Here is a 12,628-nt window from a genome sequence, read left to right as displayed (position 1 = left end):
GGCGCCGGCGACGGGGGCTCTTCCCCATGGACAGCCGCGCGGCCCGTCAGGCGTCGTGTCGAGAAGGAACGCAGCGCGACCCCACAGGACGGGCCGCGCTGCATTCCTTGGTCAGCGGGGTTTGCGGCCGATCGCGATGTTCGCCGTCACCGGGACACGCACGGCCCCGCCTGGTTCGGCGAAGGACGCGATGGCGGCGCGCATCGGCCCGCGTAGCCGAGCGCGCCCATCGTCGTCCAGCGCGACGTAGAGGTGCATGAAGCGCAGGATCTCGTCGAGATCCGCCATGACCTGGTCCACCGAAGCTCCGCCCCACGCGCCGTCGACCGCGTGCACGGCGACCTCGCCGCACCCGGCCCCGAGCATCTCGGCCTTCAGGCCCTCCGGTGAGCACAGCACCGTCATGCCCTGGGGCGGCGGTTGGATCGGCGCCTCCGGGAAGGTGCGGCGATAGGCCTGCAGGAAGAGCGGCGCCGGGCCTGCCCCCTCCGGGCTCGACCAGGTCGCCACGATGACCCGGCCCCCGGGTCGGGTCGCGCGGACGAGCTCGGCCATGCCGCGGCGCCAGTCGGGGAACATCATGACGCCGAAGACGGAGCAGCTCACGTCGAAGGTCGCGTCCTCGACCTCCAGCGCCTGCCCGTCCATCACCCGCGCCTCGCTCCCTGCGAAGGGCTGCAATCGCTCGCCCAGGCGCGCCGCCATGCCGCGCGAGATGTCTGTCGCGAGCACGCGCGCGCCCGCCTCGGCCGCGGCCAAGGCCAGGGCGCCCGTCCCTGCGGCGACGTCGAGCACGCGCTCGCCGTGCCCGATCCCGCCCGCGAGCGACAGCGCCGCGCGCGCGAAGCCCGCCGTCAACGGCTCGGCCCAGCGCTCGTAGCTGGCCGCCAGGGCGGTCCAGCGCGCTTCGTCGCTGAAGTTGAGTGGCTCAACGCGGTTGCTCATCGGCCATTCCTCTTGTCATCGATCATGGGAGAAGAGCCTGTCACCGCCCGAGGAGCGCGTCACTGGCGGCGCTTTCGGTGGATCTGGCCTCCTTTTCGATCGCCGCGCCTCTCCCACGGCCAGGCCATCCGAGGGCGGCGCGCTCCGCAGGATTGTCGCTGGCTCCCTTTCGTGCTCCCCTGGTGATCGCGGAGGAGCCCCGTGACATGGGTCGCTCCCTCGCCGGTGCGACGCGCAGCTCGGGGTCCTCTCCTACGCTCCGCCGACCTCCGGCCCGTCAACGAGTCGTGTGGAGGCTCCCATGTCGATCGCCGCTCTGCGGCGCTTGTACCTGGGGCGGGTGGAACGGCTCTGGAGCCGGGGTCAGGCCTGCGAGAGGGCGCGGGGCGAGCCCGGATGCCTCACAGCGGGACGTCGACGGGCACGAAGCAGGAGATGTTGGTCTCGATGCGGAAGTTCGACCCGTCGGTGTGGCGCTCCGCGTGGAAGATGTCCATCGCGTAGCTGTTGCCCGGGAAGATGCCGAGATCCTGGGCCTGGGCGTCGAAGTCGATGACCCCCGTCTCCGGCCCGTGCATGCTGCCGAGATCGAGCGCGAGCTTGCCGTTGATGAAGATCCAGATGTCGTCGTCGCCGATGAAAGTGAACTTTTGACCGGCCACGTAGCCGAACATCAGGTGGATCTCGGTGGTGAAGAGGAAGTTCTGCCTCTTGCCGTTGTTGGGCGGGGTGATCCCGAACCCCTCCTCCGGCGCCAGCGGGAAGAACTCCGAGCTTTCGAACACGTACTGCCCCGATCCGGGCGGCGACTCCTGGAGCGCGAGCTCCTTGGTGAACGTCATGTTCACGCCCGCCACGTCCCGGTACCACTGGTTGAAGCTGTCCGCGCTCGTGATGGTCTTCTGGTTGCCGACCCCGTCCCTGCAGCCGAGCGGGGTCTCCATGTCCGCGAAGCAGCCCACGGAGTCGAGGAACTGCGGCTTCAGGTCGCCGTCGAGCGTCGGCTTGAGGAGCTGGCGGCGCACGACGTCGCCCCTGAAGTTCGCCATCTCGAAGTCGGGGTGCGTCTCCTTGAAGTCGCGATACGTGACATCGAGGACGCTCTTGCACTCGCTGCCGCCTGCGCCGCCGGCGCCGGAGCTCGCGTTGCCCCCCGTGATGGTCCCGAAGTCGTCGCCGGTCGAGCTGCTAACGCCGCTCGTCGGCGTCCCGCTGCTGCTCGCGGGCGTCCCGCTGCTGCCGCCGGACCCGGAGGTCGGGCCGCTGCTCTCGTCGGGCGTCGAAGAGCACGCCAGGGCTACCGCTGCGAAGGTCAGAAGAAAGAAAGAGCGAGGGTACATGGTGCACTCCTAGGGAGCAGCAGAACAACCATATTTCGCGGCTTTTGTCAACCACGTCTCATGGCGATCGCGCGGTGAAGCGATGCGGCAAGCTCGGGGAACATGCCTTGTTCGATGAACCAGGAGGCGCCTCCCTCGCTCCCCGCGCTTTTCCTGCTTCCCTCGTTCCCTCGTCGTTCCCTCGTCGTTCCCTCGTCGTTCCCTCGCTTGCCGTCCCTGGTCTCGCGTTGCGTACCTGTCGAATCCGGCCACCTCCCTGGGCGGGCTCAGGCTCAGACGAGGCGGTGTCCCCCGTCGACGCGCAGCACCTCGCCGGTGGTGAACCCGTTTCCCATGAGGAAGAGCGCGGCGTGGGCGATGTCCGCGGGCGCGCCGACGCGCCCGACCGGGAGGCGGCGCGCGTGCTGCGCGAAGCGCTCCTGCTTGGCGCCGCCCGCGAGGGAGTCCCAGACCGGCGTGTCGACCCAGCCCGGCGACAGCGCGTTCACGCGCACCGGCGCGAGCTCCACCGCCAGGGCGCGCACGAGCGCCATGAGCGCGCCGTTCACCGCGGCCACGACCGCCCCGCTGGGCCCCGGCCGCTCCGCCGCGATCCCGGCCGTGAACGTGAGCGAGCCGCCCGGCTCGATCCGCGCGTGCTTGGCGACGTGGAGGGCCGCCACGAGCTTCGAGTCGATCACGCGGCGCGCCGCGGCGATGTCCAGCGCGCGAATCGGCTGATAGTGGCCCTCGACGGCCGTCACCACCACATGGCGCGCCGGCGGATGTTCGTTGAACAGACTCCGCACCTCGGCCTCCTGCGTCGCGTCGGCCGCGAACGTGCGCACCCGGCGCGGCTCCCCGAGCTCGGCCGCGGCGCGCGCGAGGCGATCGCGCGAGCGGCTCACGAGGGTCAGAGACGCGCCGCGCTCGAGGCAGGCCCTGGCCACGCCGAGGCCGATGCCCGACGAGCCACCGATGACGACGACATGCTGATCTTCAAGGTCCATGAGCGAGGCGTAGCGCGCGCGTCTCGGGCGAACCATGGGACGCTGTGGCATGCTCCGTCCCATGAGCGGGATGATCTCCCTCGAGGACGTGCGGCTCTTCGCGGCCGTCGCTCACCACCTGAGCTTCGTGGAGGCGGCGCGGCGCACGGGGGTGCCCACGAGCACCGTGAGCCGCCGGGTGGCGCAGCTGGAGGAGGCGCTGGGGGTGCGGCTGCTCCAGCGCACCTCACGCCGCGTCGGCCTCACCGGCGAGGGCGCGCGGCTGATCGAGCGCGCCGGGCCGCTGCTCGACGAGCTCGGCTCGGTCCTCGACCGGGCCGCGGATCGGGAGGACGAGCCCGCGGGCAGGCTCCGGGTGACGGCGCCCGTGATGACGGGCGCGCAGCGGATCGCGCCGGCGCTGTTCTCCTTCGCCGCCCAGCACCCGCGCCTGTCGCTGGAGCTCACGCTCACGAACGCGGTCGTCCCCCTGGTCGAGGAGGGCATCGACCTCGCCTTCCGCGCCGGGCCCGTTCAGGACGCCGACCTCGTGGCGCGGCGCCTGTGGTCGCTCCCGTACGCGCTGGCCGCGTCGCCGCGCCTCGTGAAGGACGCGCTCAGGGGCCGCTCGCGGCTCGCGCGCGCGTCGCTCGGGTCCGTGCCCGCGGTCCTCAGCCACCCGGGCGCCGCATGGCGCCTTCGCCGGCGGGACGGATCCATCGAGGAGGTCCGGCCGCGCGCGCAGCTCTGCGTGAACGATCCGCGGGTGGCGATCGCCGCCGCGGCGCAGGGGCTCGGCGTGGTCTGCGCGCCCCGCGAGGTGATCGAGCAGCAGGGCAAGGCGCTCGTCGAGCTCACGATCACGGGGCGCACGGTCGAGCCCCGCGAGCTCTTCGCGGTGTACCCGTCGCGGCGGCTGCTCTCCACGCGGGTGCGCCTGGCGATCGACTGGGTGATGAAGCACCGCTGACCGCCCCGGCGCGCGGCGCCGCCGTATTCAGGACAGCTGGAGCTCGATCCGCTGCCAGTCGGCCGCGACCTCGACCTCGACGCCCCCGTCGATCGCGCGGCGCGACCTGGCTCCGACCACGGAGCGCGGCGCCGGCACGCCGTGGACGCGGATCGTCTCCACCTCGCGCGCGAGCGGCAGATCGCCCGTCGCGCTGCGCTCGAGCGCGAACGTGGCGCCGTCGAGGCCGCCCTCGACGCGGGTGACGCGCGACGCGCCGTGGCCGTCGCCCTCGTCCTCGTAGAGGCGGCCGCTCACGCGCTCCGCCGCGTGGACGTGCCACGTGATCTCCTCCCAGCTCGCGCTCGTCGTGTGCATCCGAGGCGCGGTGAGCGCCACCGCGCCTCCGGCGCGCAGCCACACGGGGACCACCCCGAGCGGCGCATCGGCGATCACGTGGCGCCCGCCCTGCTCCACGCTCCCCGCGCGCTCCAGGTTCGCGAAGTCCATCCATGCGCCGGCGGGCAGGTACACCAGCCGCTTCGACTGCCCTGGCCGCACCACCGGCGCCACGAGCAGATCGCCGCCGAACAGGAGCTGATCGAACGCGTGGAGCGCCTCGGGGTCGCCCGGCGCCGCGAAGGACAGCGGCCGCAGGACGGGTATCCCCGTCTCCGCCGCCTCGTGCATGAGCGTGTACAGGGCCGGCAGGAGCCGGTAGCGCCGCTCGAGCGCCGCGCGCGCGAGGCCGAGGTACGGCTCGCCGAAGCGCCAGGGCTCCTGCGCCGGCCTGCCCCTCGCCGCGTGGTTGCGCATCAGCGGATAGAACAGCCCCGCCTGCATCCAGCGCACGAGCAGCTCGCCGTTCGCGCGCCCCGTGAAGCCCGGGATGTCCGCGCCCACGAACGGCACGCCCGAGAGGCCGAGCCCGATCAGCATCGGGATGGACGCCTCCAGGTGCGTGAAATTGCTGGCGAAGTCGCCCGTCCACACCGCGGCGTAGCGCTGGATGCCGGCGAAGGCGGCGCGCGTCAGCACGAAGGGGCGCCGCTCCGGCGCGTGGCGCGCGAGGCCCTCGTGGGTGGCCCGCGACATGCCGAGTCCATAGACGTTGTGGACCTCGAGGTGGCGCCGGGCGCCGTGGCGCGCGTCGTCGGGGAGCGTGCTGCCCTCGATGGCGCCGAGGCCCGCGGTGCGCCCGCCGCTCGGCGCCGGCAGGCCCCTGTCGGGGCGGACGGAGAAGCACGCCGGCTCGTTCATGTCGTTCCAGATGCCGGCGATGCCCGCGTCGACGAACGGCTTTTGCAGATCACCCCACCAGCGCTGCACCTCCTCGCGCGTGAGATCGGGAAAGACCGCCGGGTCGGGCCATACCTCTCCCACGAGGGGGCCGCCGCGAGGCAGCCGGACGAGGTAGTCTCGCGCTCTCGCCTCCTCGTAGACCGCATATCCCTCGTCGGCCTTGATCCCCGGGTCGACGATCGTCACCAGCTTGACGCCCTCGGCCGCGAGCTCGCGCGCGAGCCGCGCCGGGTCGGGGAAGCGCGAGCGGTCCCAGGTCCAGACCCGATAAGCATCCATGTAATCGATATCGAGGTGAACCACGTCGAGGGGGAGGCCGCGCGATCGGTAGCCGCGGACGACGCCGCGCACGTCGTCCTCGGTCTCGTAGCCCCAGCGCGACTGGTGCGCCCCGAGGCTCCAGAGGGGCGGCATGGCCGGGCGCCCGGTGAGCGCGGCGTAGCGCCGGAGGACGTCGGCCGGGTGCGGGCCGGCCAGGAGGTAGACGTCGAGCTCGGGGCCCCGCGACTCCCATTCGATCCGGGTCGGGTCGTTGAGGGCGATATCGACCTCCGAGCGCCACGGCTCGTCGAGGAAGAGGCCCCAGGCCACCCCGCCGCGGAGGGCGATGAAGAAGGGAATCGAGGCGTAGAGCGGGTCGGACTCCACGTGCGGCGGGAAAGCGTCGGTGTTCCAGAAGGTGAATCGCAGGCCGCGCTTGTCGAGCGGGCCGACCTTCTCGCCGAACCCGAGGTAGGCCTCGCCCGGCGGCGCCGCGAGCGAGAGCCTGGAGCGGAGCTCGTCCACGGGGAACGCCGGCCGGACCTGCCCCGAGACGGCCTCGCTGCGCGCGAGGGCGCGGCCCTCTGCGTCGCTGAAGATCCATGTGCCCGCGGCGAGCGAGACCTCGAGAGAGGCGCCCTCGGCGCTCACGTGGAGCGTGTCCCCCTCGCGGCGCGCGGAGAGCGGCAGCGCGCCGTCTGCCACCACGGCGAAGGAGTGTTTGGGCGGCTGCTCGGGGTGCGTGAAGCTGGTCACCGCGGACGAGGGGGCGTGGCGCACGCGCAGCACGCCGGGGCCTGGACATCGGATCTCGACCGCGGCGCGGGCGCCCCAGAGGAGCACGTGCGTCGCGCCGATCGAGGCGTCGGTGAGGAGGCTGTGCGCGCCCGTCATGGCCCCCCCAGCCGCCCCGGCGGCGGCAACTCCAGCACGGGCGGCGGCTCTCCGGCCGGCCCCTTCTGCCAGTCCGGGTCGATCCAGAGCCATTTGATGAGCTGCGTGTTCCGCGCGTTGGGGATGAACCCCCTCACCCACGGCTTCACCAGGGTCGGCTTCTCCTCGAAGTAGAGCGGTATCCTGCTCATCCCGTCGAGCGCCCGCCGCTCGGCCGCTCGGAAGCGCCGGATGCTGTCCCCGGGATCGGCCGTCGCGGCCGCCTCGCCGACCGCCTTGTCGAACTCCGCGTCTGCCCAGCCGGTCCGGTTCTGAGGGCTCTGCGACAGGAACGTCCCGAGCCACGTCTGCGGATGGTTGTAGTCGGCCAGCCAGCCCAGCCGGATCACCTGGAAATTGCCGTCGCGGAGGTCCTTGAGCATCACCCGCCACTCCTCGCTCCGCAGCGCCGCGGAGACCCCGAGGTGGCGCTTCCACATGTCCTGGATGGCCACGGCGACCTGCGCGTGCCCCTCCCCCGTGTTGTAGAGGATCTCGAGCGGCGGAAACCCCTTCGCCCGCAGCCCGTCTCCCTCGCGGGCGACCTCGTACCCGGCCTCGACGAGCAGCGCGCGGGCGCGCGCAGGGTCGTGGCCGACCTCGGGGCTCGAGAACGGATCCACGCCGCGCGTCCTGTCCTCCGCCGCCTGCTCGGCATAGCCCGATCCGGTGATGTCGGGCACGTAGTGGGTCGCCGGCTTCCCGACCCGCGTGATCTTCTCGACGAGCTCCCGCTTGTCGATCGCGAGGTTCAGCGCCCACCGAACGCGCGGATCGTCGACCGGCGGCTTCCTCGTGTTGAGCTCGTAATACACCGTGGAGAGGAACTCGCTGCGCCGGAGATCCTTCTTCCCGGACAGCCAGCCGCGGTGGTCGTACGGGAGCTCGCAGTTGTCTCCCAGGTAGTCGATGTCCCCCGCCTTGTAGAGCTGCAGGGTGGCGTTGTACTGGGCGATCTCCATCCAGACGATCCGGTGGATCCTGAGCGCGTCGTGGCCCCAGTACGCCGGGTTCCGGTTCATCGTGATCTCGTACCGGAACTTCCACTCGTCGAGCCGATACGGCCCGTTGACCACCATGTGCTCGGGGCGAAACCAGAGCTCCGGCTGGCCGCGCGCCTCGAACGGCTCGACGACGTCGCGGCGCACCGGGAACAGGGTGACGAAGCTCGTGAGATCGGTGAAGTACGGCGTCGGCTGCTCGAGCTCGACGTCGAGGGTCAGGTCGTCGCGGGCCCGCACGCCCACGGCGGCGTCGTCCTCCGCGAGCGACGACGTGGCGACGAACCCGGCCACCCCTCCGGAGCCGGAAGGCGGCGCGGCGCGAGCGCCTGGGGCCGCGGCGGGGTCGTACGTCGGGAGGCTCGCGTGAGGCGCGACCAGTGCGTACGCGGCGGCCTCCACGGGCGCGAGCAGGCAGCCCGGGAGGAAGCCGCGGCCGGCTGGCCCCTCGATCTCGAACCAGCGATCGGCCGCGCCGTTGCAAGCGACCGGCGGCCCGGCCGCGAGGAGCGCGACCTCGGCGCCCCGCCACCCGCCGCCAGGGGTGGCGTCGCGCGGCGCGGGCGGCGGGGTCGCGCCGGCCGCGTCGAACGAGAGCCGCTCGCCGGCGCCGGTCGCCTCGTCGGGCTCGGTGTACGTCACCGAGGTCACCCCGGCGGGCGGTTCCGGCAGGGGCGCCACGGCCGACGTCACCCGGGCGGGCGACTGGCCGAGCACGACGACGAACGCCCCCTTGGGCAGATCGAGCGCGGGCGGCGCGTCGGGACGAGGCGCGCGGCGCAGCGTCGCGCCCTCGCGCAGCGCCTTGAGCTTGCCCAGGTTGAAGAGCTCGCCGTTCTTGAGGACGTGCAGGTTCGTCGCGGCGAGCGAGGCCGTCGACGGGCGCAGCACGCGCTTCCACGCGTACTCGAAGTCGTGCGCCGTGACCGGCTTGCCGTCCGACCAGCGCGCCTCCCGCCGCAGGTGGAACCGGAAGAACCGGTTGTCGTCGCTCCGCTCCCAGCGCGCCGCGACCCCCTGCGCCGCGTGGAGATCGCCGGGCGCGTAGCTGGTCAGCCCCTCGAACAGCTGGTGGAGCAGCGTGATGCTCACGGAGTCCACGGCCTTGCCTGGATCGAGGTACTCCGGCTCGTCACCGTTGTTGACGTAGAACGTCGTGACGTCCTTGCCGACGCGCGCCGTCGTCCCGACGTAGCCCTCGGTCTCGCCCGCGCAGGCCGCGAGCGGGCACGAGAGGGCCGCGAGCAGGAGCGCGCCATCGCGCCTCAGATCCGCGGCCCTAATCGGCGAACCCCTTCGGGTTCTGCTCTTGCCAGCGCCAGCTGTCGCGGCACATGGTCTCGAGATCGCGCTCCGCGCGCCAGCCGAGCAGCTCGATCGCGCGCGCGGGATCCGCGTACACCGAGGCGACGTCCCCGGGGCGGCGCGGCACGATCTCGTGGGCGACGCGCCTCCCGCTGACCTTCTCGAACGCGGCCACCATCTCCAGCACCGAGTGTCCTCGCCCGGTGCCGAGGTTGACGGTGAAGCTGTCGCCGACGGTGAAGATGCGGTTCAGCGCGGCGAGGTGCCCGAGCGCGAGGTCGACCACGTGGATGTAGTCGCGCACGCCCGTGCCGTCCGGCGTCGGCCAGTCGCCCCCGAACACCCGGAGCTTGTCGCGCCGCCCCACGAGGACCTGCGTGATGAACGGCGTCAGGTTGTTCGGGATCCCGTTCGGATCCTCCCCGATGAGCCCGCTCTCGTGGGCGCCCACGGGGTTGAAGTAGCGCAGCGATCCGAGCGACCAGCCCCCGGTGGCCGCCACGTCGCGCAGGATCTGCTCCACCATGAACTTGGACTGCCCGTAAGGGTTGGTCGGCCCGAGCCGGCTCCCCTCGTCGAGCGGCACGCGCTCGGGATCGCCGTACACGGTGGCGGACGAGCTGAACACCAGCTTCCGCGCGCCCCGCGCGTCGAGCGCCTTGAGCAGGCACACGGTCCCCGCGACGTTGTTCTCGTAGTACGAGAGCGGCTTCTCGACCGACTCGCCGACGGCCTTCAGCCCCGCGAAGTGGATGGTCGCGTCGATCGGGTGCTCGGCGAGCAGCCGATCCAGGAGCGCCGCGTCGCGGATGTCGCCCTGGATGAACGTCACCTGCTTCCCGGCGATCCGCTCCACCCGCTCCACCGCCGCCTTGCGGCTGTTGCAGAGGTTGTCGAGGATCACCACCCGGTAGCCCGCGTGGAGGAGCTCCACGCAGGTGTGCGAGCCGATGTAGCCCGCGCCTCCGGTGACCAGGATCGTCTTGCTCATGTCGTTCTCCCGAGAGGGTCTATGCCGCGCTCTCGTCGATGAGGCCACGCCACGGGCCGGCGCGTCAACGGGGACCTCGCGGCGCGGCCGGACGGCCCAGCGGTGCCGTCAGGCCGCGTCAGGGCGCGCCGAGCCGCCCCGGCGCCGGGAACTCGAGCTCCGGAAACGCGGTCTCGTTCGACGGGTTGTCGCGCCAGCTCGGGTCGTTCCACAGCCACTTGACGAGCTGCACGCCGCGCGAGTTGCCCTTGAACCCCTTGACCCACGGCTTCACAAGCGTCGACTTCGTGTAGAAGTAGAGCGGCAGCTTGGGCATGCGGTCGAGGGCCCGCTTCTCCGCCTTGCGGAACGCCCGGATGCTCTCCTTCGGATCGGCCGTCGCCGCGGCGGCGCGCATCAGATCGTCGAACTCCTGGTCGGCCCATCCCGTCCGGTTCTGCGGGCTGTACGAGAGCAGCGTGCCGAGCCACGTCGCCGGGTGGTTGTACTCGCCGATCCAGCCGAACCGCACGACCTGGTAGTGACCGTCGCGCACGTTCTTGAGCATCACCTTCCACTCCTCGTTCCGCAGCGTGACCGAGACGCCGAGGTGGCGCTTCCACATGTCCTGGACCGCGACCGCGATCTGCTTGTGGCCCTCGCTCGTGTTGTAGAGGAGCTCGAGCGCCGGGAAGTTCTTCGCCCGGTACCCGTCGCCCTCCTGGACGACCTCGTACCCTGCCTCGGCGAGCATCGCGCGGGCGCGCTCCGGGTTGAACGCGACCTCCGGCGACGAGAACGGATCGACCCCGAGTTTCCTGTCCTCGGCGACCGCCTCGTCGTAGCCCGATCCGGTGTAGTCCGGGACGTAGTGCGTGGCCGGCGTCTGCCCCGCCCGCGTGACCTTCTCGACGATCTGCCGCTTGTCGACCGCGAGGTTGAGCGCCCAGCGGACGCGGGCGTCGTCGACCGGCGGTTTCTTCGTGTTGAACTCGAACCAGTAGATGGAGAGGTACGGGTACCGCTGGAAATCCCGCTTGGTCGACAGCCAGTCCATGTGCTCGGCGGGGAGCGAGGTGTTGTCGCCCAGGTAGTCGAGATCCCCCGCCTTGTAGATGTTCATCGTGGCATTGTAGAGCTCGACCTCCAGCCACACGACGCGGTGGATCTTCAGCTTGTCGCGGTTCCAGTACATCGGATTCCGCTTCATCGTGATCTCGTAACGGAACTTCCACTCATCGAGCGTGTAAGGGCCGTTGACCACGATGTTCTCGGGGCGGAACCAGAGCTCGGGCTCGCCGCGCTTCTCGAACGCCTCGATCACGTCCTTGCGCACGGGGAAGAGCGTCACGTAGCTCGTGAGATCGGTGAAGTAGGGCGTGGGCTGTTCCAGCTGCACGTCGAGCGTGTGGTCGTCGCTTGCCCGGACGCCGACGGCGCCGTCGTCCTCCACGAGGAGCGCGTCGGGCACGAAGCCCACGGGGGGCTCGCCCTGCGCGGCGCTGCCGGAGGGCGGCGCCGCGGCGTCGTACGTGGGGAGGCTCGTGTGCGGCGTGACGACGGCGTACGCCTCCGACCGGGGCGCGGCGCCCGCGCTCTCCTTGCCCGGGTTGCCGGCGTTGCCCGCGGGGGGGACGAGCGCGCAGCCCGGGAGGAAGCCACGCGCGCCGCCCCGCTCGATCTCGAACCACCGGTCGGCGGCGCCGTTGCACTTGCACGGCGGGCCCACGCGGACGATCTCGACGACGGCGCCCTGCCAGCCGCCGCCGGGCGCCGAGCCGAGCGGCGCCGCGCCGCCAGCGGCCGCGTCGCCCCCTGCTGCGCCGCCCCCTGCTGCGCCGCCCCCTGCCGCGCCGAACGAGAGCCGATCGCTCGCGCCGCCCTTCCCGTCGCCCTTCGCGAACGTCACGGCGGCGGAGCCCTCCGGCAGCGCCGCGAGGGGCGCGATCGCGGTGTCCACCTGGATCGGCGAGCGCGCCAGCACCACGACGAACGCCCCCTTCGGCAGATCGAGCGCGGATGGCGCGTCGGGCCGCGGGGCCGCGCGGAGCGGCGCGGCCTCGCGCAGCGCCTTGAGCTTGCCGAGGCTGAACAGCTCGCCGTTCTTGAGGACGTAGAGGTTCGTCGCGGCGAGCGACGCCGTGGAGGGGCGCAGCACCCGCTTCCACGCGTACTCGAAGTCGTGCGCCGTGACCGGCTTGCCGTCCGACCAGCGCGCCTCCGGCCGCAGGTGGAACCGGAAGAGCCGGTTGTCGTCGCTCTGCTCCCAGTGGGTCGCGACCCCCTGCACCGGGCGGAGGTCGCCGGCGCCGTAGGTCGTCAGCCCCTCGAACATCTGCTGCACGAGCGTGGAGCTCGCCGAGTCGTTGGATTTTCCTGGATCCAGGTACTCGGGCTCGCTGCCGTTGTTGATGTAGATCGTCTCCGTGTCCTTGCCGACGCGCGCGGTCGTCCCGGCATACCCGCCTTCGCCCTCGCTGCACGCCGAGAGCGCGAGGATCGCGAGCCCGAGCGCCGCGGAGGCGACGCGCGCCCCGCAACCGGCGCTCCCGCCGCCCCCCGCGCCGCCGGCACCTCGTCGCTCCGAAGCCCGTCGCATAGCGCGCGCGTAGCACGGCGCTCCGGAGGCAGGAAGACAGGGGTGGTTTCGTGTA

General features: G+C 72.0%; 8 protein-coding genes. 1 reads left to right on the top strand and 7 read right to left on the bottom strand.

Going from position 1 to position 12,628, the window contains the following annotated elements; translation table 11 throughout:
* Positions 1–111 precede the first annotated feature (111 nt).
* The 3 genes from WMF34_RS17860 to WMF34_RS17850 form a co-directional block, all read right to left on the bottom strand.
* Positions 112–945 (bottom strand): class I SAM-dependent methyltransferase, encoded by an 834-nt coding sequence (locus WMF34_RS17860; RefSeq protein ID WP_437994003.1) that lies wholly within the window; start codon positions 943–945, stop codon positions 112–114.
* Positions 946–1,346: 401 nt separating this feature from the next.
* Positions 1,347–2,285, bottom strand: a complete 939-nt coding sequence (locus WMF34_RS17855) for a fibro-slime domain-containing protein (RefSeq protein ID WP_437994002.1) — start codon at positions 2,283–2,285, stop codon at positions 1,347–1,349.
* A gap of 272 nt (positions 2,286–2,557) precedes the next feature.
* A complete protein-coding gene (locus WMF34_RS17850; protein WP_012236081.1) occupies positions 2,558–3,274 on the bottom strand; it encodes an SDR family oxidoreductase in 717 nt (238 codons plus the stop codon).
* Positions 3,275–3,335: 61 nt separating this feature from the next.
* Here WMF34_RS17850 and WMF34_RS17845 point away from each other — a divergent pair, with 61 nt between their 5' ends.
* Complete coding sequence (locus WMF34_RS17845) at positions 3,336–4,223, top strand: LysR family transcriptional regulator (protein ID WP_173427419.1); 888 nt, start codon at positions 3,336–3,338, stop codon at positions 4,221–4,223.
* Between the two features lie 27 nt (positions 4,224–4,250).
* Here the strand turns inward: WMF34_RS17845 and WMF34_RS17840 are convergent, their stop codons facing one another.
* From WMF34_RS17840 to WMF34_RS17825, 4 genes are all read right to left on the bottom strand, one after another.
* Positions 4,251–6,659: a glycoside hydrolase family 31 protein gene (locus WMF34_RS17840; RefSeq protein ID WP_437994001.1), complete on the bottom strand. Its 2,409-nt coding sequence runs from the start codon at positions 6,657–6,659 to the stop codon at positions 4,251–4,253.
* Positions 6,656–8,791 carry a peptide ABC transporter substrate-binding protein gene (locus WMF34_RS17835; protein ID WP_437994000.1) on the bottom strand — a complete coding sequence of 712 codons (2,136 nt, stop codon included), beginning with the start codon at positions 8,789–8,791 and terminating at the stop codon, positions 6,656–6,658. The genes WMF34_RS17840 and WMF34_RS17835 overlap by 4 nt, the downstream gene beginning before the upstream one ends.
* 187 nt (positions 8,792–8,978) lie before the next feature.
* Positions 8,979–9,995, bottom strand: coding sequence for a UDP-glucose 4-epimerase GalE (gene galE, locus WMF34_RS17830; RefSeq protein ID WP_012236077.1), 1,017 nt, complete (start codon positions 9,993–9,995; stop codon positions 8,979–8,981).
* Positions 9,996–10,113: 118 nt separating this feature from the next.
* Positions 10,114–12,573, bottom strand: a complete 2,460-nt coding sequence (locus WMF34_RS17825; RefSeq protein WP_012236076.1) for an ABC transporter substrate-binding protein — start codon at positions 12,571–12,573, stop codon at positions 10,114–10,116.
* Positions 12,574–12,628 lie beyond the last annotated feature (55 nt).

This window comes from Sorangium sp. So ce145, from assembly GCF_051525985.1.
GTDB classification, from domain to species: Bacteria; Myxococcota_A; Polyangia; order Polyangiales; family Polyangiaceae; genus Sorangium; species Sorangium cellulosum_B.
Note: the sequence above shows the minus strand (reverse complement) of the source record. Positions and strands in the feature narration are given on the sequence as shown.

Coding starts and splice junctions, on each gene's coding strand:
- WMF34_RS17860 (WP_437994003.1), bottom strand. CDS start 945: ATGAGCAACCGCGTTGAGCCACTCAACTTCAGCGACGAAGCGCGCTGG.
- WMF34_RS17855 (WP_437994002.1), bottom strand. CDS start 2,285: ATGTACCCTCGCTCTTTCTTTCTTCTGACCTTCGCAGCGGTAGCCCTG.
- WMF34_RS17850 (WP_012236081.1), bottom strand. CDS start 3,274: ATGGACCTTGAAGATCAGCATGTCGTCGTCATCGGTGGCTCGTCGGGC.
- WMF34_RS17845 (WP_173427419.1), top strand. CDS start 3,336: ATGAGCGGGATGATCTCCCTCGAGGACGTGCGGCTCTTCGCGGCCGTC.
- WMF34_RS17840 (WP_437994001.1), bottom strand. CDS start 6,659: ATGACGGGCGCGCACAGCCTCCTCACCGACGCCTCGATCGGCGCGACG.
- galE (WP_012236077.1), bottom strand. CDS start 9,995: ATGAGCAAGACGATCCTGGTCACCGGAGGCGCGGGCTACATCGGCTCG.
- WMF34_RS17825 (WP_012236076.1), bottom strand. CDS start 12,573: ATGCGACGGGCTTCGGAGCGACGAGGTGCCGGCGGCGCGGGGGGCGGC.